At 72.4% G+C, this 20,059-nt stretch carries 22 protein-coding genes and 1 tRNA gene; 12 read left to right on the forward strand and 11 right to left on the reverse strand.

All coding sequences use genetic code 11. The features are described from left to right. Window positions 1-21 precede the first annotated feature (21 nt). From cobT to V7Q31_RS05170, 6 genes are all read left to right on the forward strand, one after another. Window positions 22-1,038: a nicotinate-nucleotide--dimethylbenzimidazole phosphoribosyltransferase gene (gene cobT, locus V7Q31_RS05145; protein WP_333832609.1), complete on the forward strand. Its 1,017-nt coding sequence runs from the start codon at window positions 22-24 to the stop codon at window positions 1,036-1,038. Between the two features lie 76 nt (window positions 1,039-1,114). Continuing rightward, window positions 1,115-2,887 (forward strand): SLC13 family permease, encoded by a 1,773-nt coding sequence (locus V7Q31_RS05150; protein WP_333832610.1) that lies wholly within the window; start codon window positions 1,115-1,117, stop codon window positions 2,885-2,887. Between the two features lie 148 nt (window positions 2,888-3,035). Then, window positions 3,036-3,111, forward strand: a tRNA-Glu gene (locus V7Q31_RS05155). Window positions 3,112-3,214: 103 nt separating this feature from the next. Continuing rightward, the gene (locus tag V7Q31_RS05160) at window positions 3,215-3,844 is read left to right on the forward strand and encodes a CDP-alcohol phosphatidyltransferase family protein (protein ID WP_333832611.1); all 630 of its coding nucleotides are present in this window, start codon (window positions 3,215-3,217) and stop codon (window positions 3,842-3,844) included. A 9-nt stretch (window positions 3,845-3,853) separates the two neighbouring features. After that, window positions 3,854-4,816 (forward strand): ornithine cyclodeaminase family protein, encoded by a 963-nt coding sequence (locus V7Q31_RS05165; protein ID WP_333832612.1) that lies wholly within the window; start codon window positions 3,854-3,856, stop codon window positions 4,814-4,816. Then, window positions 4,813-5,172, forward strand: a complete 360-nt coding sequence (locus tag V7Q31_RS05170) for a VanZ family protein (RefSeq protein ID WP_333832613.1) — start codon at window positions 4,813-4,815, stop codon at window positions 5,170-5,172. The genes V7Q31_RS05165 and V7Q31_RS05170 overlap by 4 nt, the downstream gene beginning before the upstream one ends. Here the strand turns inward: V7Q31_RS05170 and V7Q31_RS05175 are convergent. The 6 genes from V7Q31_RS05175 to V7Q31_RS05200 form a co-directional block, all read right to left on the reverse strand. Next, window positions 5,147-6,163, reverse strand: coding sequence for a threonine ammonia-lyase (locus V7Q31_RS05175; protein WP_333832614.1), 1,017 nt, complete (start codon window positions 6,161-6,163; stop codon window positions 5,147-5,149). The genes V7Q31_RS05170 and V7Q31_RS05175 overlap by 26 nt on opposite strands. Next, window positions 6,091-7,035: an alpha/beta fold hydrolase gene (locus V7Q31_RS05180; RefSeq protein WP_333832615.1), complete on the reverse strand. Its 945-nt coding sequence runs from the start codon at window positions 7,033-7,035 to the stop codon at window positions 6,091-6,093. Before V7Q31_RS05180 ends, V7Q31_RS05175 begins: the two co-directional genes overlap by 73 nt. Then, window positions 7,032-7,724, reverse strand: a complete 693-nt coding sequence (locus tag V7Q31_RS05185; protein WP_333832616.1) for a haloacid dehalogenase type II — start codon at window positions 7,722-7,724, stop codon at window positions 7,032-7,034. Before V7Q31_RS05185 ends, V7Q31_RS05180 begins: the two co-directional genes overlap by 4 nt. Before the next feature lie 70 nt (window positions 7,725-7,794). Beyond that, window positions 7,795-9,708: a lytic transglycosylase domain-containing protein gene (locus V7Q31_RS05190; protein ID WP_333832617.1), complete on the reverse strand. Its 1,914-nt coding sequence runs from the start codon at window positions 9,706-9,708 to the stop codon at window positions 7,795-7,797. 411 nt (window positions 9,709-10,119) lie between these two features. Further along, window positions 10,120-10,815, reverse strand: a complete 696-nt coding sequence (locus tag V7Q31_RS05195; RefSeq protein ID WP_333832618.1) for an EI24 domain-containing protein — start codon at window positions 10,813-10,815, stop codon at window positions 10,120-10,122. A 1-nt stretch (window position 10,816) separates the two neighbouring features. Then, window positions 10,817-11,404: a nitroreductase family protein gene (locus V7Q31_RS05200; RefSeq protein ID WP_333832619.1), complete on the reverse strand. Its 588-nt coding sequence runs from the start codon at window positions 11,402-11,404 to the stop codon at window positions 10,817-10,819. A 126-nt stretch (window positions 11,405-11,530) separates the two neighbouring features. Between V7Q31_RS05200 and V7Q31_RS05205 the strand changes: the two genes are divergently transcribed. Together V7Q31_RS05205 and V7Q31_RS05210 are read left to right on the forward strand one after the other, a co-directional pair. Beyond that, a complete protein-coding gene (locus tag V7Q31_RS05205) occupies window positions 11,531-12,640 on the forward strand; it encodes a trypsin-like peptidase domain-containing protein (protein ID WP_333832620.1) in 1,110 nt (369 codons plus the stop codon). A gap of 64 nt (window positions 12,641-12,704) precedes the next feature. Then, complete coding sequence (locus V7Q31_RS05210) at window positions 12,705-13,253, forward strand: hypothetical protein (RefSeq protein ID WP_333832621.1); 549 nt, start codon at window positions 12,705-12,707, stop codon at window positions 13,251-13,253. Between the two features lie 34 nt (window positions 13,254-13,287). On the opposite strand, the gene V7Q31_RS05215 is transcribed toward V7Q31_RS05210, so the two are convergent. Next, window positions 13,288-14,055 (reverse strand): SDR family NAD(P)-dependent oxidoreductase, encoded by a 768-nt coding sequence (locus V7Q31_RS05215; RefSeq protein WP_333832622.1) that lies wholly within the window; start codon window positions 14,053-14,055, stop codon window positions 13,288-13,290. A 111-nt stretch (window positions 14,056-14,166) separates the two neighbouring features. On the opposite strand from V7Q31_RS05215, the gene V7Q31_RS05220 reads away from it, so the two are divergent. Together V7Q31_RS05220 and V7Q31_RS05225 are read left to right on the forward strand one after the other, a co-directional pair. Beyond that, on the forward strand, window positions 14,167-14,370 hold the full coding sequence (locus V7Q31_RS05220; RefSeq protein ID WP_333832623.1) for a twin transmembrane helix small protein: 204 nt from the start codon (window positions 14,167-14,169) through the stop codon (window positions 14,368-14,370). Between the two features lie 3 nt (window positions 14,371-14,373). After that, window positions 14,374-14,946, forward strand: a complete 573-nt coding sequence (locus tag V7Q31_RS05225) for a cob(I)yrinic acid a,c-diamide adenosyltransferase (protein ID WP_333832624.1) — start codon at window positions 14,374-14,376, stop codon at window positions 14,944-14,946. Between the two features lie 46 nt (window positions 14,947-14,992). On the opposite strand, the gene V7Q31_RS05230 is transcribed toward V7Q31_RS05225, so the two are convergent. After that, window positions 14,993-15,184 (reverse strand): hypothetical protein, encoded by a 192-nt coding sequence (locus tag V7Q31_RS05230; protein WP_333832625.1) that lies wholly within the window; start codon window positions 15,182-15,184, stop codon window positions 14,993-14,995. A 310-nt stretch (window positions 15,185-15,494) separates the two neighbouring features. Between V7Q31_RS05230 and V7Q31_RS05235 the strand changes: the two genes are divergently transcribed. Next, the gene (locus V7Q31_RS05235) at window positions 15,495-16,256 is read left to right on the forward strand and encodes an electron transfer flavoprotein subunit beta/FixA family protein (protein ID WP_333832626.1); all 762 of its coding nucleotides are present in this window, start codon (window positions 15,495-15,497) and stop codon (window positions 16,254-16,256) included. A gap of 1 nt (window position 16,257) precedes the next feature. After that, a complete protein-coding gene (locus V7Q31_RS05240; protein WP_333832627.1) occupies window positions 16,258-17,187 on the forward strand; it encodes an electron transfer flavoprotein subunit alpha/FixB family protein in 930 nt (309 codons plus the stop codon). A gap of 59 nt (window positions 17,188-17,246) precedes the next feature. Here V7Q31_RS05240 and gfa read toward each other — a convergent pair whose 3' ends face one another. The 3 genes from gfa to kynU all read right to left on the reverse strand — a co-directional run bounded on the left by gfa (window position 17,247) and on the right by kynU (window position 19,965). Beyond that, on the reverse strand, window positions 17,247-17,879 hold the full coding sequence (gene gfa / locus V7Q31_RS05245) for an S-(hydroxymethyl)glutathione synthase (protein WP_333832628.1): 633 nt from the start codon (window positions 17,877-17,879) through the stop codon (window positions 17,247-17,249). A 105-nt stretch (window positions 17,880-17,984) separates the two neighbouring features. Continuing rightward, the gene (locus tag V7Q31_RS05250) at window positions 17,985-18,722 is read right to left on the reverse strand and encodes a HugZ family pyridoxamine 5'-phosphate oxidase (RefSeq protein WP_333832629.1); all 738 of its coding nucleotides are present in this window, start codon (window positions 18,720-18,722) and stop codon (window positions 17,985-17,987) included. A 19-nt stretch (window positions 18,723-18,741) separates the two neighbouring features. After that, window positions 18,742-19,965: a kynureninase gene (gene kynU, locus V7Q31_RS05255; protein WP_333832630.1), complete on the reverse strand. Its 1,224-nt coding sequence runs from the start codon at window positions 19,963-19,965 to the stop codon at window positions 18,742-18,744. Window positions 19,966-20,059 lie beyond the last annotated feature (94 nt).

Raw genomic sequence — 20,059 nt, forward strand, 5'->3', positions numbered from 1 at the left:
CCCGCCGAAGGAACCGCGCCCATGCCCTTGCCCATGCCCTCGCGCGACGCCTTCCGCGCCGCCCTCGCCGAAGCGCCTCCCCCGGACGCCGCCGCCGCCGCTGCCGCCCGCGCCCGCGACGCCGTCCTGACCAAACCGCCGGGAGCGCTCGGGCGGCTCGAGGAGATCGCGCTCTGGCACGCCGAATGGCTCGGGCCTCGGCGCGGCCCGCTGCGCCGCCCGCAGATCGTGGTCTTCGCCGGGGAGCACGGGGTCGCCGCGCGCGGCGTCTCCGCCTTCCCCTCGGAGGTCACCGGCCAGATGGTGGCGAATTTTCGCACCGGCGGGGCGGCGATCAACCAGTTGGCGCGGGTCCTGGAGGCGTCGCTCGACGTCGTCGCGCTCGCGCCCGGCCTCCCCACCGCCGATTTCACCGCCCGACCGGCGATGGACGAGGCCGGATTTCTCGCCGCGCTGAACGCGGGCTGGGACGCCGTCGACCCCGAGGCGGATCTGCTGATCCCCGGCGAGATGGGGATCGGCGCGACCACCGCCGCCGCGGCGCTGTGCTGCGCGCTCTTCGGCGGCGCGCCCGCCGACTGGGTCGGACGCGGCACCGGGGTGGACGACGACGGCCTCGCGCGCAAGACGCAGGTCGTGGCGGAGGCGCTCGCGACGCACGGCGCGGCGCTGTCGGACCCGCTGGAGGCGCTGCGCCGGCTCGGCGGGCGCGAGATGGCGGCGATGGCGGGCGCGATCGCCGGCGCGCGGGCGCGGCGCGTTCCGGTGCTGCTCGACGGCTTCATCTGCTGCGCCGCCGCCGCGGCGCTCGCGCGCGCGACGCCGGGCGCGCTCGCGCATTGCCGCGCCGGCCATGTCTCGGCGGAGCGCGCCCATCCGCGCCTGCTCGCCGCGCTCGGGATGGAGCCGCTGCTCGATCTGGGGCTGCGGCTCGGCGAGGGCTCCGGGGCCGCAGCGGCGGCGCTGCTCGTCAAGGCGGCGCTCGCGTGCCATCACGGCATGGCGAGCTTCGCCGAGGCTGGCGTGTCGGAGGGCTGAGAACCGCGGGTCGTCGCTGGCGCCTCCGCCCGGCTCCGACTATGCTCTGGGAGACTTAACGACTTCGGAGGCGCGTTTGCCGCTCATCCCTGCCGAGTTCGCGGCCCTGTTCACGCTTGCAGTCCTCGCAGCGACGTTCGCCCTCTTCGTTTCCGAGAAATTCCCGCCGGAAGTCGTCGCCATCGCGTCGCTGTCGGTCCTGTTGCTGTCGGGCGTGCTGCAGAGCGCCGACGCGCTGGCCGCGCTCGCCAATCCCGCGCCGATCACCATCGCCTGCATGTTCATCCTGTCGGGCGCCATGGTGCGCGTGGGCGCGCTCGACGCCGTGACCAGCGTGCTGACCCCGGTGGCGCGCCGCAGCCCAGTCCTCGTGCTCGCGGGTCTGGCGCTGCTCGTTCTGGTCTCGTCGGCCTTCATGAACAACACGCCGGTCGTGGTGATGATGATCCCGGTCGCGCTGAAGATGGCCGAGACCCTCGGGGTCGGCGCGTCCAAGCTGCTGATCCCGCTCTCCTACACGGCGATCCTCGGCGGTACCTGCACGCTGATCGGCACGTCGACCAACCTGCTGGTGGACGGCGTGGCGCGCGGCGCGGGGCTCGCGCCCTTCACCATGTTCGAGATCAGCGGGATCGGCCTGACCGCCTCGGCGATCGGGCTGGTCTATCTGGCGCTGCTCGGGCGGCGGCTCTTGCCCGACCGGCAGGCGCTGGTCGATCACCTCGCCGAGCGCAAGTCGATGAAGTTCATGACCGAGATCGCGATCCCCGAGGGCTCGCCGGTGGCGGGCCGCGGCGTTCTGGGAGTCGAACTGTTCCAGCGCGAGGGGATGCGGGTGATCGACGTGCTGCGCGGCGACGAATCGCTGCGGCGCGCGCTCGGCGACGTGGTTCTGCAGCCCGGCGACCGGGTGGTGCTGCGGACCGGCGTGAACGAACTGCTCGGCCTGCGCAATTCCCGCGCGCTGGCGATGGTCGACAAGCTGTCGGAGAAGAAGACCGTCACCGTGGAGGCGCTGATCTCGCCGGGATGCCGGCTGGTGGGCCGCTCGCTCGGCCAACTGCGCCTGCGCCGCCGATACGGCGTCTATCCGCTGGCGGTGCATCGCCGCGACCAGCGGGCCGGCGTCAAGCTCGACGACGTGGTGGTGCGCGTCGGCGACACGCTGCTGCTCGAGGGCGATCCGGAGGACATCCGCCGCCTCGCCGAGGATGTGGACCTCGTGGAGCTGTCCGCGCCCCGCGCGCGCCCCTATCGCCGCGAGCATGCGCCGCTGGTGATCGGCGTGCTGACCGGCGTGGTGGCGCTGGCCGCGCTCGACGTGATGCCGATCGCGACGCTGGCGCTGATCGGCGTCGCCATCGTGCTGCTGTCGGGATGCATCGACGCAGACGAGGCGTTCGAGAGCGTCGACGGGCGGCTGCTCGCGCTGATCCTCGCAATGCTGGGCGTCGGCGCGGCGCTCGACAAGACCGGGGCGGCGCAGCTTCTGGTGAACGCGGTCGCGCCCTGGCTCGGCGCGGCCCCGCCGGGGCTGGCGCTCTGGGCGCTGATCCTGACGACTTCGGCGCTGACCGAAGCCGTCACCAACAACGCCGTCGCCGTTGTGATGACGCCTATCGCGATCGCGCTGGCGGCGACGCTTGGGGTCGACGCGCGGCCCTTCGTCGTCGGGGTGATGATCGCGGCCTCCGCCTCCTTCGCGACGCCGATCGGCTATCAGACGAACACGCTGGTCTATTCGGTCGGCGGGTATCGCTTCTCCGACTATCTTCGCGTCGGCGGGCCGCTCAACCTGCTGGTGGGGGCGGCGGCGGCGCTCACGATCCCGCTGCTCTGGTCGTTCTGAACGGTTTGCGGCGCGGCGCCTGCGAACCTTCGCCGGTCGCAGACGCTGTCGCAAAAATAACATGCGCCGGGCGCGAGAGCCCGTTTCGCAAGGGGTGGGCGGTTGACACGGGCGGTCTGGCCGCATAATTCCCCGATGTTCCGGCTGCGTCCCCTTCGTCTAGTGGCCCAGGACATCACCCTCTCACGGTGAAGACAGGGGTTCGAGTCCCCTAGGGGATGCCATCGCGGCTGCGGCGGGGTGCGGGGCGCGCCTCGCGAAGGCGCTGCTCGCTCAGGACTGGTGCGTCGCCGCGACATCATGATCGATCGCTTCGTTCAGCCCTTGATGGGCCGTCTTCTCCGGCCCGCTGCGCGCGGGCTGCGCGCGCGCGGCGTCGGGGCGGATTCGGTCACCCTCGCGGGGTTCGTCCTCGGTTTGGCCGGGGCCGCGGCGCTCGCCTTCGGCCAGTTCCTCCCGGCGCTCGCGCTGATCCTCGCCAACCGGATCGCCGACGGGCTCGACGGCGAGGTGGCGCGGCTCGACGGGCCGACCGACCGTGGCGCGTTTCTCGACATCGCGTTCGATTTCGTCTTCTACGCCGCCGTTCCGCTGGGCTTCGCGCTCGCCGATCCGCAGGCCAACGCGCTCGCCGCGGCGATCCTGATCACGGCGTTCGTCGGAACGGGGTCGAGCTTTCTCGCCTTCGCCGCCATCGCCGCGAAACGCGGGCTGCGCGAGGCGGACAGACCTCCCAAGGGCCTGTTCTATCTCGGCGGGTTGACCGAAGGCGGCGAGACCATCGCGGCTTTCGCAGCGATGTGCCTGTGGCCCGCGCTGTTCCCGCAGATCGCGCTCGGCTTCGCGGCCCTGTGCGCCGTCACCACGGCGACGCGCTGGCGGGAGGGATGGCGCATGTTCGGGCCGAATGCCGTCGAGCCGGCGAAGCGCCTCGACAGCGCCGACGCGCCCCGCTAGCGCTGCGCCATGAGATTCGTCACCGCCGCCCAGATCGCCCAGGCCGCGCCTTTTCCCGCGTTGATCGACGCTCTGGAACGCGCCTTCGCCGCCGACCCGCCGGCTTGCGTCGCGCCCCCCCGGGCGCATCGCGCCGTGACCGTCGCGGGCGAGCCCGCGCGGACGCTGCTGACCATGGCGGCTTGGGGCGCGGATGGCGGCGCGGTGGTCAAGCTCGTCAACGTGGTTCCGGCCAATGGCGCGAAGGGCCTGCCCGCCGTGCAGGCGGTGGCGCTGGTCTCCGACCCGGCGACCGGGGCATGGGTCGCGGCGCTGGACGGGGCGGCGCTGACGGCGCGGCGGACGGCTGCGGCGTCGGCGCTCGCGGCGCGCCATCTGGCGCGGGCCGACGCGCGGGCGCTGTGCATGGTCGGCGGCGGCGCGCTGTCGCGCGAGCTGATCGCGGCGCATGCGGCGGTCCGCCCGATCCGCGAGGTGGCGGTCTGGACGCGGCGGCCCGCGCAGGCCGAGGAGGTCGCCGGCTGGGCGCGCGCGCAGGGCTTCGACGCGCGCGCCGTCGGCCCGGCGCCGGAGGCGCTGGCCGAGGCGGTGGGGGCCGCCGACATCGTCTCCTGCGCCACCTTGTCGACAGCTCCGCTCGTGCGGGGGGCCTGGCTGCGTCCGGGCGTCCATCTGGATCTCGTCGGCGCCTTCCGCCCCGACATGCGCGAAACCGACGCCGAAGCGGTCGCGCGCGCGCAGGTCTTCGTCGACACGCGCGCCGGCGCCGAGGGCGAGGCCGGCGACCTGCTGCAGGCGCGCGCGGAAGGCGGGTTCGACTTCGCCGATCTGCGCGCGGACCTCGCCGAGCTCTGCGCGGGCCGAAAGCCGGGGCGCGCCGACGCCGCGGCGATCACGCTCTTCAAGTCGGTCGGCGCTGCGCTGGAGGACCATGTCGCGGCGCGGCTCGTCCTGTCGGAACTCGCTCGATGAGGGGCTGGTCGCGGAGCCGCTGGCGGTGGATTTACGTCGCCGTCGCGACAGGCGTCTTGCTGCTGAGCGTGGCGCCTCTCGGGACGCCGTCGGGGCCGCGTTGGCTTCCGGCGCCGCCGGACAAACTGGCCCATTTCGCATTGCACGCGGCGCTCGGCGCGCTCGCGACGGCGGGCTGGGGGCCGGTCGTCGGCATCGCCTCGGGCCTCTGGCTTGGGTCATGTTTCGAGCTGGCGCAGATCTTCGCACCCGGGCGGAACTTTTCGTTGGGCGATATGGCGGCGAATTTCCTCGGCGCGGTCTGCGGCGTCGTCATCGCCTGGCGGGTCTTCAGACGAGGGCGAGCGCGGCGCTGAACACGGACGGATCGACATTTCCGCCCGAGGCGACGACCATCACGGGGTCTGCGGGGTCGCCGCCCTCGGCGAGGTCGGCGCGGGTCAGAGCCGCGGCCAGCGCCACCGCGCCGCCCGGCTCGAGCGCGAGGCGCAGGCGCGCGAAGGCCTGCGCCATCGCCGAAAGCGCCGCGTCGTCGGATACGGCGATCCCCGGCCCGCACAGCCGCGCCATGACCGGCAGCGTCAGCCGCCCCGGCGCCGGCGTCAGGATCGCGTCGCAGACCGAGCCGGCGCTGCGCGCGTTGCGCTGCGGCGCGCCCGCGCGCAGCGAGCGGGCGACGTCGTCGAACCCCTCCGGCTCGACCGGGCGGACGCGCAGGCCGGGCGCCGCGCCCTCCAGCGCCAGCGCGACGCCCGACGTCAGCCCGCCGCCCCCGCAACAGACCAGCACCTCGGCGCGCGCCACCCCGGCCTCCCGCGCCTGCTCGGCGATCTCGAGCCCGACGGTCCCCTGGCCCGCGATCACCGCGGGATCGTCGAAGGGATGCGCCAGCGCCATCCCCTCGCGCGCGCAGAGGCTTGCGGCCAGCGCGTCGCGATCCTCGCCGCCGGCGCGGTCGTAGAGCGCGAGTTCGGCCCCGAGCGCGCGTGCGCCCTCGCGCTTGGCCGCGGGCGCATCCGCCGGCATGACGATGACAGCGCGCACGCCCAGCAGCCGCGCCGCCAGCGCCACCCCCTGCGCGTGATTGCCCGAGGAGATCGCGACGACGCCGCGCGCCCGGGTCGCGGCGTCGAGCGACGTCAGCTTGCTCCAGGCGCCGCGAAACTTGAACGAGCCGGTGCGCTGGAGCGATTCGGCCTTCACCAGCACCCGCCGCCCCGCCGCGTCGTTGAGCAGGTCGGATTCGAGCAGGGGCGTTCGGACGGCGCGGCCCCTCAGCCGGGAAGCGGCGTCATGGATGTCGGCGAGGGTGGGGGCGGCGCAGGCGTCGGGCGCGTCGTCTCGCATCGGTCGCACTCCTCGAGCAGGGCGCGGATCGCCGCGACCGCGTCTGGTTCGTCGAGAAAGGGCGCATGGCCGCGATCGGCGAGCGTCAGCGCTCGCATCTCGGGCAGCCGCGCCTGCATCTCCAGCAGCGTCTCCGCCGAGAGCAGGTCCGAGCACGCCCCGCGGATCGCGAGCAGCGGCGAGCCCGCGAGCTGCGCGAACTGCGTCCAGAGTTCGGGCGGGTCCTGATCCGCGGCGGCGGAGACCGTGTTGGTCAGCCGCCAGTCGTAATCGGGCGCGGGGGCCCCCTCGGCGTCGACATAGAGGCGGTGCGCGTAGGCCAGCCACTCCGTCTGTGTGAGGCGCGGGAACTGGGCGATCTGCGCGCGCTTCAGCATCTCCGCCGCCTCCTCCCAGGAATGGAACCGTTTCGGCGACAGGGCGAGGCCGGCGACGATGCGCAGCAGGCCCCTCTTCTCGATGCGCGGGCCGATGTCGTTCAGCACCGTTCCGGCGATCAGGCTGCGGCGCATTTGCGCGATCAGCATCGCCTGAATGCCGCCGCGCGAGGTGCCGACGATCACGGCCCGCGCGACGCCGAGCCCGTCGAGCGCGTGCAGGATGTCGCCGGTTTCGGTGATCACGTTGTAGTTCTGCGGGTTGGGGTCGTGGTCGGACTTTCCGCGCCCGCGCATCACGATGGTGAGCACCCGCCGCTCCGGCGCGAGAATTTCGGCGAGCGCCGAAAAGTCGCGTTCGCCGCGCGTCAGCCCGGGCAGGCACAGCACGGGCAGGCGGCCCGGCGGGGCGCGGTCGCAATCGGCGACGAACAACTTCAGGCCGTCGATGGTCTCGACCCACCGCTCCGCCCAGAGTGTCGCCGGCGCGCTCACAACGTCGCGGCGATCGCCGGGACTGCGGCGAGCGACTTGGCGACGTGGCGGGGCTCGCGCGGGATGCGGTCGGCCGGCGCGCCGTCGCGGTTGACCCACATGGTGTGGAAGCCGTAGGCGGTCGCCGACGCCGCGTCCCAGTAGTTCGACGAGACGAACAGCACTTCGCCCGGACTCTCGACGCCGAAATGCGCGCCGACGAGGTCGTAGACGGCGCGCGCGGGCTTGAACACGCCCGCCTCCTCGACGCTGATTACCTTGTCGAAGAGCCCCGTCAGGCCCGAGGCGCGCAGCGCGCCGCCGAGCATGTCGGGCGAGCCGTTCGACAGGATCGCGGTCTTGTGTTCGGCCTCCTTCAACCGCCGCAGCATCGACTCGACTTCAGGATAGGGCGGCAACTTCAGATAGAGTTCGCGCAGCCGCAGGCGCAAGTCGCGGTCGTCGAGCCCGAGCGTCTCCATCGCGTAGTCCAGCGCGTCGCAGGTGACGTCCCAGAAATCGACATGGACGCCGGTGACGGCGCGGATCCATGTGTATTCGAGCTGTTTGCGCCGCCAGAGCTCCGACAGGCGCGGCCAGTGCTCCTTCAGCGCCGCGCGCCCCGGTTCCTGCGCGGCCTCGCGCGCGGCGCCGGCGACGTCGAAGAGGGTGCCGTAAGCGTCGAAGACGCACAGTCTCGAGCGCAGCATCGCCGCCATCCCGTCCGCTCCCCCGTCTCGCCGGCGGTTGGCTCCGCCGGCTCTGATCGTTTCGCCGGCGTCAGCCGGCGCGGCGCGTCAGGGACGCCGCGAAGCCGCCGCCGGCCAGCGCCTCCGCGCCGCCCAGCCGCGCGCGGTAGACATGCAGACTCTCCATCACGCGCTGAACGTAATTGCGGGTCTCGCGAAAGGGAATGCTCTCGATCCAGTCGACCGCGTCGACGCCGCCCTCGCGCGGATCGCCGAACTGCGCGATCCAGGCGTCGACGCGCTGCGGGCCGGCGTTGTAGGCCGCCGTCGCCATGATCTTCGCGCCGCCGAACCGGTCGAGCATCTCGGCCAGATAGGCCGAGCCGAGCCTTGCGTTGTAGGCCGGGTCCGTGGTCAGCCGGTCGCGGTCGTAGCTCAGGCCGAGGCTGCGGGCGGTCGCCTGCGCGGTCGCCGGCATCAGCTGCATGAGCCCGCGCGCGCCGGCGGAGCTGACCGCCTCGGGGTTCAGCTCGCTCTCGGTGCGGGCGATCGCCTTGGCGAGCGCGGGCTCGACGCGGTCGACCCGGGCGAGGCTGTCATGCAGGGGATAGTAGAGCGGCAGGATCACATGCCCCTTCGCCGCAGCGGTCTTGCCGATGCGGATGGCGAGTTCGGGCCGGCCCATCCGCAGCGCCAGCGCGCCGAGCTGCGCGAAAGTCTCGCGGTCCCCGGCGATGTCAGCGGCGTGCAGCAGGAACAGCCGCGCGCGCTGGGTGTGGCCGGCGCGCTGCAACAGCTCGGCGGCGCGCGCGAGGTCGTTGCGGCGCAGCAGCGGGTCGGGGGCGGGCAGCGGCGCCTCGTCGGAGAGCGCCTGGCCGATGTCGCGGCCGATCTTCTCGGCGGCGAGCTGGCCGTAGAAGCTCGTCGCGTGCTCGGCGCCGGCCTCGAACCAGCGCCGCGCCGCCGACGCGTCGCCCATCTCCTCATGCGCGCGCCCCAGCCAGTAGCCGGCGCGCCCGAGGCTGATCGGCGTCGAGACGGCGCGGCGATGCGCGTCGAAATGCGCCGCGGCGCGCTTCGGGTCGCGCAGGCCCCGGAGCGCGATCCAGCCGGAAAGCCATTCCAGCTCGGCGAAGCGCGCGCCGTCCGAGAGCTGATGGAGGCTCGCCAGCCGATAGGCCTCGGCGACGCGCCCCGAGCGCAGCGCCGCGCGGGCGAGCCTCTCGCGACGCGCGGCCCACAACTCGGGCCGCCCGAGCGCCGCGGCCGAGCCGGTGCGCTGCTGGAGCAACTGCTCCGCCTCGGGGTCGCGGTCCGCCCCGATGCGCCAGAGGAAGCGCTCATAGGCGAGGCCGGCGTCGTTCGACAGCGCGGCGGGAACCCGCGCGATCAGCGCGTCGACGCCGTTGGCGCGCGCCCGCAGCGCCAGCCGCGCCTCTGCGAGCGCCCGCCAGTCCGCGCCGACGAACGGCATGATCGCGCGCGCCTGCTCCGTCTCGCCGCGCCAGAGCATCTCGTCGAGCCGGGCCGTCGCGAGGCGCCGGGTCAATTCCGGGTGGCGCGCCTGAAACGTCTCGCGCTCGGCCTGGGTCAGCGGCAGCGTCGTCCAGGCGGCTGCGAGGATCTCCTGGCCCTGCGCGCCGCCGACCGCCTGCGCCAGCGCGAGCGCGCCCGAGCCGGTTTGCGGCGGCGCCGCGCCGAAGAAGGCGCGCAGCGCGGCGGCGGAGGTCGTGGGCGGCATCGCGCGTTCCGACTCGCGCCGGATCGCGTCGGCGCGCGGCCAGTCGGGGCGGGCGGCGAGGAAGGCGGCGGCTTCGGCGAAGCTCGCCTCGCCCCGCGTCAGCGCGCGCCATCGCGTCAGGTCGCGCGCGACCGGGTCGCGCAGGCGCGCCGCCGCCTGCGCCGCCGCAGGGTCCACCGAATCGGCCAGATCGAGCGCCGCGCCGAGCGCCGCGGCCTCATCCGCGCGGGCGACGGGCGTCGACGTCGCCGAGATCAGCGCCAAAAACGTCAATCCGACCGAAAGAAGCCGCCAAAGCCGCATCTTCGCACCTTTTTTCGCTGTCCGGATCTCAGGCGATCCGAGGGTATCGGAGCGATCCTCGCAGTTCAAATCCTAAGCTGGAGTGCATCGCCGTCCGCCGTGCGCAGCATAGCCCTTCGGACCGGTGGGAGGCGGACGAAATTTTCCCTCGCCGGAGGCGGGGGCGCGCGCTACCTTTCGCGTCGTTGCAAATTCAGGGAGCACCGCGACATGAAGAGCATCATTCTCGCCGCCGCGCTGATGGCTTTCGCCGGCGCCGCCGCCGCCCAGCAGTGCGGGGGCTTCAAGGAAGCCGACGCGCCGATCGTCAAGCCGGCCCCGACCACCTGACCGACGCGACCGGGCGGCGCGGCTGCGTCGCCCGGAGCCGGATCACGCGGCCTTCAGCCGCGTCGCCCGGTGGTAGAGATGCGTCGCCGCCGCCACGCCGATCAGCGGCGCGAAAAGATTGGCGATCGGAACGATCAGGGCCGCCGCGATCGCCGCTCCGATCCCCCAAGCCGACAGCCGCCAGCGCCGCCGCAGCGCAGCCGCCTGCGCCCGGTCCATGCGGCGAAGCGCAACCGTCTCGAGATATTCCCGCCCCAACAGCCAGCCGTTGATCGCGACGAATGTGAAGGGCGCGAGCGGCGCGGCGATCAGATAGACGATAAGCGCCAGAGTGTTGCCCAGCGCCATCGCCCCGAGCAGACCGAGGCTCGCGCGGAGTTGCGTCGCGAGGGGAACGGGCCGGGCGGGCGGCAGATCGCGGTAGCTGCGCCGCTCGACCGCATCGACGATCTCGTCGAGAAACACCCCGATGAACAGCGCCGCCACCGGCAACATCAGAAAGGCCGACGCGACCAGCGCCGCCGCGCCGAACAGCGCGCCGCCGACCCCGCCGCCTATCTCGACGGGATCGAGAAAAGGCAGGTCGATCGCGAAGCCCTCGCCGACGCCGAGCGCCCATCCCGCAAGCGCGAAGGCGCCGGCGAGCAGCGCCAGCGTCAGCCCGACCGCCTTGGCCGCGACGACCCAGAACGCCGCGTGGCCGAGTTCGCCGAGCGCGCGGGCGAGGTCTCCCAGCATCTCAACGCTCCAGCCAGGTGGTCAGCGCCGCGACGTCGGGGCGGGGGCGGTCCGGCGGCGGCGCGGTCTCGCTTCCCAGATGGATGAAGCCCGCGACCCATTCGCGCTCGCGCAGTCCGAGCGTCGCGCTCAGAAAGGGCTGGTCGGTCGCGGCCCAGCCGCTCAGCCAATTGGCGCCCCAGCCCGCCGCCAGCGCCGCGTTGAGCAACGACAGGCAGACCGCGCCCGCCGAGAGCGCCTGCTCGTGCTCGGGGATCTTCTCCGACGCTTTCGGCGCGGCGACCACCGCCACCGCCAGCGCGCCCTGCATGAAGGCGCTCGCCGCCTTATCCGCCGCCTCCGCGTCGTGGCCGAGTTCGGCGGCGCGGCGGCGCACGGCGTCGGCGACGCGCGCCCTTGCGGCCCCGGCGATCACAACGAAGCGCCAGGGTTCGAGCTTGCCGTGGTCGGGCACGCGCGCGGCGGCGGTCAGCAGCACATGCAGTTCGGCGGGCGTCGGCCCCGGCTCGACGAGGCTGCGCGCGGGGCGGGAGCGGCGCGACAGCAGGAAGTCGAGCACGTCGGGGCGCGGCGAAAGCGGGGCGGTCATGCGGGGGCCTCCAGAGGAACGCGCCCCGAGGGGTGGGGGCGGGCGGCGGCGCTGTCAAGCGCGGCCCCTCGGTTGACCCGTTCGGCGCCGTCACCAGATACGTTCCGCACCTGACGGAGACTGACGATGCGTTCCGCTCTCGCCGCACCTCTCGCTTGGGCGCTGGCCTTGGGGCTGGCGCTAGCGCCCCTGCTCGCCCCGCCGCTCGGCGCGCAGACGCGCGTCGCGCCGCGCGACGCGACCGAAATCCAGCTCTCCTTCGCGCCGGTCGTCAAGCGCGCCGCCCCGGCCGTCGTCAACATCTACACCCGCAAGCTGGTGCGCGACCGCGTCGGCCCGTTCCGGGGCGACCCGTTCTTCGACCAGTTCTTCCGCAATTTCGGCGGGCTGCAGCAGCAGCGGCTGGAGAATTCGCTCGGCTCGGGCGTGATCATGCGCGCCGAGGGCGTCGTGGTCACCAACGCGCATGTGATCGAGAACGCGGTGGCCGTGCGGGTCGCGCTGTCGGACCGGCGCGAATTCGACGCCGAGGTGATCTTCGCCGACGCGCCGAGCGACCTGGCGGTGCTGCGCCTGCGCGGCGCGCGCGACCTGCCGACCCTCGAGGTCCGCGGCTCGGATACGCTCGAAGTCGGCGATCTCGCGCTGGCCATCGGCAACCCCTACGGCGTCGGCCAGACGGTGACGTCGGGGATCGTCTCGGGGCTCGCGCGGACGGCGGGGCGGAGGGGCTCCGGCTATTTCATCCAGACCGACGCGGCGATCAATCCGGGCAATTCGGGCGGCGCGCTGGTCGACGCGCAAGGCCGGCTGATCGGGGTGAACACGGCGATTCTCAGCCGCTCGGGCGGGTCGGTCGGCATCGGCTTCGCGATCCCCGCAGAGCTGGTGGAGCAGGCCGTCGAGAGCGCGCTGGATGGTTCGCGCACGTTGCCCCGGCCCTGGGCGGGGATGCGCGGCCAGAGCGTGGACGCGGCCATCGCCCGCAGCCTCGGCATGGCGCGCCCCGCCGGCGTGATCGTCGCCGAACTGCATCCGGCGAGCCCGCTGCGCGCCGCCGGGCTGCGCCGCGGCGACGTGGTGCTTCGGCTGAACGGCGAGCCGGTGGACACGCCGGAGGCGTTCGCCTTCCGGCTCGCCGCCCTCGGCGTCGGCGGCGAGGCCGAGCTCGACTATCTGCGCGACGGGCGCGAGCGGCGCGCGCGGATGGCGCTTGTCGAGGCGCCGAAGGGCTGAGGACGGTTGACGTCGGGCGCGGCCTGGCGCTTTCTGTGCGCGCCAACGCCCGAAAGGACAGCAGATGATCCGCGCCGCCGCAGCAGCCTTCGCCCTCGCCCTCGCCGGATGCGCGACGGCCGGACCGACCGAAGCCGTCCGCTCCACTGGCGGCGAAGTCCGCGCCGTGGTGCAGAGCGTCGACATGACCAACCGCGAAGTGCTGCTGCGCTTCGAGGACGGGGCGGTGGAGAGCTTCACCGCTGGCCCCGAAGTCCGCAATCTCGCCCAGCTCGAAGCGGGCGACACGGTGGTCGCGCTGGTGGAGGAGATCGTCTCGCTGCGCCTCGCGCGCCCTGAAGACGTCCCGGCCGCCGCTGTCGCCGCGGAGCGCGCGCCTGCGGGCGAGCGGCCCGGCTTCGCGGCGATCAGCGGGATCTCGACGGTGGTGACCGTCGTCGGCTACGACGCCGAGACGCATCTCGCGACCTTCACGACGCCAGCGGGCGAGACGCTGACCCGCGAGGTCGCGCCCGAGATGCGCGAGTTCGCCGCCGCGCGTCAGCCCGGGGATCGGGTGTTCGTCGAGGTGTTCGATCTGGTGGCCGTCGGGGTCGAGGAAGTCGCGCCCTGAGCCCTGTTCTCCGAGCGCCGTCCCCTTAGTCGCGTCAGCGCGCGCCCATCCGGAGCGCGCCGTCGAGCCGCAGGACGGCGCCGTTGAGATAGCCGTTCTCGACGATTGCGCGGACGAGGGCTGCGTATTCCGACGGCGCGCCGAGACGCGGCGGCCATGTCACCTGTCCCGACAGGCTGTCCTGTGCGTCCTGCGGCAGCCCGCGCACCATCGGCGTGCCGAACAGCCCCGGCGCGATGGCGACGACGCGCACGCCGATCCCGGCGAGCTCGCGCGCCGCGGGCAGCGTCAGCGCGGCGACGCCGCCCTTGGACGCCGCATAGGCGGCCTGGCCGATCTGCCCCTCGTAAGCTGCGATCGAGGCGGTGTTGACGATCACCCCCCGCGCCCCGTCGCCGTCGAGCGGGGCGAGCCCGGCCATGCCGGCGGCGGCCTGCGTCATCACCCGCATCGTGCCGAACAGGTTGACGTCGAGCACCCGCGCGAACAGCGCCATGTCGTGCGGACCCGCGCGCCCGACGATTCGCGCCGCAGGCGCAACGCCGGCGCAGTTCACCGCGATCCGCGCCGCGCCATGGGCCGCCCTGGCTGCGGCGAAGGCGGCGGCGACGCTGTCGTCCGAGGTCACGTCGGTCTCGACGAACAACGCGCCGATCTCGCGCGCGAGCGCCGCGCCGCGCGCGGCGTCGCGGTCGAGCAGCGCCACGGGCGCGCCGGCGGCGACGAGCATCCGCGCCGTCGCCTCGCCCAATCCGCTCGCCGCGCCGGTCACCAGCGCGGGCGTCTGCGCTCCGAGGATCATCGCAGCCCCTCCCGTTTGCGCCACTCTGGGAGATTATCGGCGGCGGCGCCATGGGGCGAAAATTGCGACGCGGCCATGGCCAAGCGCCGCCGTGCGGATTAAGACCGGCGCATGTCCAGCGCCCTGACCTATGTCACCGTCGTCGCCTGCCTCGCGGTTCTCGCGGTGCTTCTGCTCGGCTTCATGAGCTTCGCAAAGGGCGGCGAGTTCAATCGCCGCTGGTCGAACAAGCTGATGCGGCTGCGCGTGGCGCTGCAGGCGGCGGCCGTGGTTCTGATCGTCGTCCTCGCCTGGGCGCTGCGCAACGGAGGCTGACGCATGGTCGTGCTCAACCGCATCTACACCCGCACCGGCGACGCCGGCGAGACCGCGCTCGGCGACGGCGCGCGCGTCGCCAAGCACGCGCTGCGCGTCTCCGCCTATGGCACGGTCGACGAGACCAACGCGACCATCGGGCTCGCGCGTCTGCATGCGGAGGGCGAGATGGACGCGGCGCTGGGGCGCATTCAGAACGACCTGTTCGATCTCGGCGCCGATCTCTGCGTTCCCGATGCGGGGCGCGACGCCGAAGCCGAATATCCGCCCTTGCGCATGGTCGCCGCGCAGACGGAGCGGCTGGAGCGCGAGATCGACGAGATGAACGCGAGGCTTCAGCCGCTGCGGAGCTTTATCCTGCCGGGGGGGGCGGCGCTGGCGGCGCACCTGCATCTCTGCCGCACGGTGGCGCGGCGGGCGGAACGGCTCACTGTGGAACTCGCGGCCGCCGAGCCGGTCAATGCGGCCGCGCTCACTTTTCTGAACCGCCTGTCAGACTGGTTCTTCGTCGCCGGTCGCATCGCCAACGACACGGGGAATGCGGATGTTCTCTGGACGCCCGGAGCCAACCGCTAAGCTGTGCGCGCCGCCGGCGATCGGCATCCGGCGACGCGGCTCGTCGTTAGGCGGCGGGTCTCAGCATCGCGAAACCGCAGATCGCTCCGCCAAGAACGGCCAGAGCAGGCGGGAGCCCCGTAACCGTTAGCGCGTCGAGCGCGACAGCTGCGAAATCCTCGACTCCCAGTTCCATCGATTCGGCGGCCAGCGGTACGGCGAGCGCCGCCAGCGTAGCAAGCCACGTCAGTTTTCCCATGAGGCACCCGTTCACTCTTAAACTCAGATGACAATGCTGCACACGCACATTTGATTCAAGTCAAAGATTAATGACGTCGCCCACGCGTGTTGATTTGCACAACGAAGCGCCGCCCGGTCATGCTGCGGCGCAAGATCGCGGCGCCGCGTGAATGCCCGGCCCGGTCTGGTCAGGCTCGCAAGCGGCGCCAAGTGGCGCTAAGGAACGGGGCCGCGTCGCGACGCGGTCGATTCGGGTCGGCGTAGCCGACCGCAACGCCGGCGCCTGCTCCGTTCCAAGAGCTTCGCCGCGCAGGAGGAGAGACGCGCAGATGAAAGTGCTGGTGCCGGTCAAGCGCGTGATCGACTACAACGTGAAGGTGCGCGTCAAGGCGGACCAGTCCGGCGTCGATCTCGCCAACATCAAGATGTCGATGAACCCGTTCGACGAAGTCGCCGTCGAGGAGGCGATCCGCCTCCGCGAAGCCGGCAAGGCGACCGAGATCGTCGCCGTCTCGATCGGCGTGAAGCAGGCGCAGGAGACGCTGCGCACGGCGCTGGCCATGGGCGCCGACCGCGCGATCCTGATCGAGGCCGCCGAGACGCCCGAGACGGACATCGAACCGCTGGCGGTGGCGAAGCTGCTGGCGAAGATCGTCGCCGAGGAAGCCCCGGGCCTCGTGCTGATGGGCAAGCAGGCGATCGACAACGACCTGAACGCGACCGGGCAGATGCTCGCGGCGCTGCTCGGCTGGCCGCAGGCGACATTCGCCTCGAAAGTCGAGATCGACGGCGACGGGGCGAAGGTGTCGCGGGAGGTCGACGGCGGCATCCAGACGATCCGCGTCAAGACCCCCTGCGTGATCACCGTTGATTTGCGGCTTAACGAGCCGCGCTACGCCTCGCTTCCCAACATCATGAAGGCCAAGAAGAAGCCGCTCGACGTCAAGACGCCCGCCGATTACGGCGTCGACGTCTCGCCCCGGCTCAAGGTCGTCAAGGTGACCGAGCCTCCGGTGCGCAAGGCCGGCGTCAAGGTCGGCTCGGTGGCGGAACTGGTGGACAAGCTCAAGACCGAAGCGGGAGTGCTCTGACATGGCCGTTCTGCTGATCGCCGAGACCCATGGCGGGGCCCTCGTCGCTGACGCCGTCGCCAAGACGCTGACCGCCGCCAAGGCGCTTGGCGGCGACATCCATGTTCTGGTGGCGGGCGAGGGCGTGGCCGAGGCCGCGCAGGCCGCCGCCGCGCTCGACGGCGTGGCGAAAGTGCTGACGGCGGAAGCGCCGGCGCTGGCGCATGGGCTGGCCGAACCGCTCGCCGATCTCGTCGTCGCGCTCGCCTCCGGCTATGACCACGTCGTCGCCCCGGCCAGCACCACCGGCAAGAACGTGGCGCCGCGCATCGCCGCGCTGCTCGACGTGATGGTGCTGACCGACGTGTCGGAGGTGAAGGGTCCGGATGCGTTCGTGCGCCCGATCTACGCCGGCAACGCCTTTCAGGAAGTCGTCTCATCGGACGCGAAGAAAGTGCTGACGATCCGCACGACGAGCTTCGAGCCCTCGGGCGCGCAGGCGCCTGCGCCGATCGAGGCGGTCGCGGCGCCGGCGGTCGCGGGGCTGTCGGACTGGATCGAGGACAGCGTCGCGGCGTCTGACCGGCCGGAGCTGACGGCGGCGAAAGTCGTCGTGGCGGGCGGTCGCGCGCTGGGAAGCAAGGAGAACTTCGCGATGATCGAGGCGATCGCCGACAAGCTCGGCGGCGCGATCGGCGCGAGCCGGGCGGCGGTCGATTCGGGATATGCGCCGAACGACTGGCAGGTCGGCCAGACCGGCAAGGTCGTCGCTCCGCAGCTGTACATCGCCGTCGGCATCTCCGGCGCGATCCAGCATCTCGCTGGGATGAAGGACAGCAAGGTGATCGTCGCGATCAACAAGGACGAGGAGGCGCCGATCTTCCAGGTCGCGGATTACGGGCTCGTCGCCGACCTGTTCGAGGCGCTGCCGGAGCTTGAGAAGGCCCTCTGAGGGGCGCGGCCCCGAGGATACTGCGCGCCCGATGACGGGCGCGCAGGAGCGTCGTCGCGTCAGTGCAGCGCGCCCGACTTCTTCGCGGCATGAGTTGCGATCAAATCCATGATCGGCGGCGACAGGCAATCATAGGGCTCCAGCCCGATCTCGCGCAGCCGGGCGCGGATCGCCGGCATCCGCGACGGATCGACCCCCGACTCGATCACCGACGAGACGAAGGCCGCGAATTCCGGCGGCGACCAGCCCGGCTCGACCGCCAGTTCGGTGTGCACGAAATCCAGCCCGAACAGCGGATGCTCCTTGTTCTCGATCCGCCCGTACATATGCGCGCCGCATCCCGTGCAGGCGTAGCGCTGGATCGCAGCCGCGGGATCGACGATGGCGAGCTTGTCCGCGTTCTTCGTCACCTTCAGGTGATCGCGCGGGACGACGGCGATCTCGGAGAAGATGGCCCCTTCCGGTTTCCAGCACTTGGTGCAGCCGCAGGCGTGGTTGTGGGCGGTCTGCGCCGTGAGGGTGACCTCGACCGGATCGGTCTTGCATTTGCAGCGCAGCACGCCGCCCTTGTGCCCGGGCGCCGCCTTCCACAGGCCCCGGTCGATCTGCGGGTGTATCCTGACGCCGGAGGTGTCGATCCTGGGTTCTGACGGCTTGTCGCCGCCGCCGAAGAGATTGCCGATAAAGCTCATGCTTCGTCCTCCCGATCCGGGCGATTTTCATTGCGCGCCCGGTGGCGGGATCATGCCAGAAATTGCTGAAATTGAGAAGGAATCGCGACATCGCCGCCGCGACGGTCACACCGCCCGGCGGGCCAGCGCCACCAGCGCAGCGCGCAGCGCGTTTCCGTCCGCCACCGGCGTCATGAATTCGAGCCGCCGCACCGCGTCTCCGCAGGCCAGATCCGCGCCTTCCGGGTCGACACCGGTCAGCGTCCACGCCCCGTCCTCGCCGCCGCAGATCCGGGCGAAATGGCGGACCGACTCGGCGTGGTCGGCGTTCATATGGGCGACCATGCGGGCTTCGGCCTCCGCCAGCCGCGACCAGTCCACGCGCGGCGCGAGGTCGGCGGCCTCCAGCGCATAGGCCTTGCCGAAGCCCGCGTTGAAATCCGCCCGCGCGATCTCGCAGCGCCAGAAGCTGAAATCGCCGAAATCGGCGTAGAGCCCCGCCTTGGGGTGGCGGGCGAGGTAGCGCCGGCGGGCGTCGGCGTCGGCCTCGCGCGCCAGCTTTTCGGCGCGGGCGAACAGCGTGAGGCGCGGATGGGCGAGCGGGTCGCCCTTGCCGGGCTCGCCGATCAGCAGCGAACAGCGCGGCTCGGCTGCGAGCGCGTCGCTGTGGACCGAGAGGCCCGAGGCGAGGAACACCGGCGCGCCTTCGATCAGCGTCGCCAGCGCCACCCGGCTCGCCGAAGGCCAGCCGTCGCCGGGGGCGGCGGTTGCGAGCGCGGCGAAGCGCGCGGTGCGGATCATCCGCTTGGCCTGCGCGCGGGCGGCGTCGTCGACGGGGCGCAGGGCGTCGTCTCTCTCGATCATCGGGGGCCTTTCGGGCGGGTCAGGTCACGGAAGCGCGGATGTGATGCTCGGGCCGGTCCCAGCGCCGCTCATGCAGGATTTCGGCGAGGCGGAAGGCGGCGTCGGCGACGTCCGCGAAGCGCAGATAGAGGGGCGCGAAGCCGAAGCGCATCAGATCGGGCGCGCGGAAATCGCCGATCACCCCCTCGGCGATCAGCGCCTGCACGACGGCGTAGCCATGCGGGCATCGGAACGAGACCTGAGAGCCGCGCTGCGCGGGGTCGCGCGGGCTGGCGAGCGCGATCTCGCCGGGCGGAACCCGCCGCTCGACTTCGGCGATGAAGAGCTCCGACAGCGCGCGCGACTTGGCTGCGAGATCGGCGAGGTCGACCATGTCGAACACGTCCAGCGCGGCGTCGAGCGCGCGCATCGACAGGATCGGCGGCGTGCCGACGCGCAACCGTCCGACCCCCGGCGCCGGGCGGAAGGACGGGTCGAAGGCGAAGGGCGCGGCATGGCCGAACCAGCCCGAGAGGGCGGGGCGCAGGCCGTCCGCCAGATCGGGGCGCACATAGAGGAAGGCCGGCGCGCCCGGGCCGCCGTTGAGATATTTGTAGCCGCAGCCTACGGCGAATTCGGCGCCGCTTTCCGCGAGATCGACCGGAAACGCCCCGGTGGAATGGGCGAGGTCCCAAAGCATGACCGCGCCCGCCGCATGTACGCGCGCAGTCGTCGCGGCGAGGTCGAGTTTCGCCCCGCTGCGGTAGTCGACCTGGGTCAGCAGCGCCACGGCCACCTCCGCGTCGAGCGCCTCGAGCACGCTTTCGCGCGGGACGCGCCGCAGCCGGCCCCGGCCGATCAGCTCGATCAGCCCCTCGGCGATGTAGAGGTCGGTCGGGAAATTGCCTTCGTCGGACAGGATGACGTCGCGCCCCGGGCGCAGGCGCATCGCCGCCGCGAGCAGCTTGAAGACGTTCACCGAGGTCGAGTCGCAGACGACCGTCGCGCCGGGGGCGGCCCCGATCAGCCGGCCGATCCGGTCGCCGAGCCGTTCGGGCAGGTCGACCCATCCATGCGCGGTCCAGCCCCGGATCAGGCTCTCGCCCCATTCGCGCTCGACGACGTCGCGCAGGGTCGCCGCGGCGCGTTTCGGCAGTGGACCCAGAGAGTTGCCGTCGAGATAGATCACCCCTTCGGGCAGGTGGAAGGCGTCGCGGAGACCTGCCAGCGGGTCGGCGGCGTCGAGGGCAGCGGGGTCGGACATCGGGGCCTCCTCCAGTCGGCGCGAGCATAGCCATGCGGGCGCGGCGGGGCGAGAGGGGGCGCGGTCGGCGCCTCTAGCGCATGCCGTCGCCGTC

Source organism: Rubrimonas sp., assembly GCF_036788415.1.
Lineage (GTDB): Bacteria > Pseudomonadota > Alphaproteobacteria > Rhodobacterales > Rhodobacteraceae > Rubrimonas.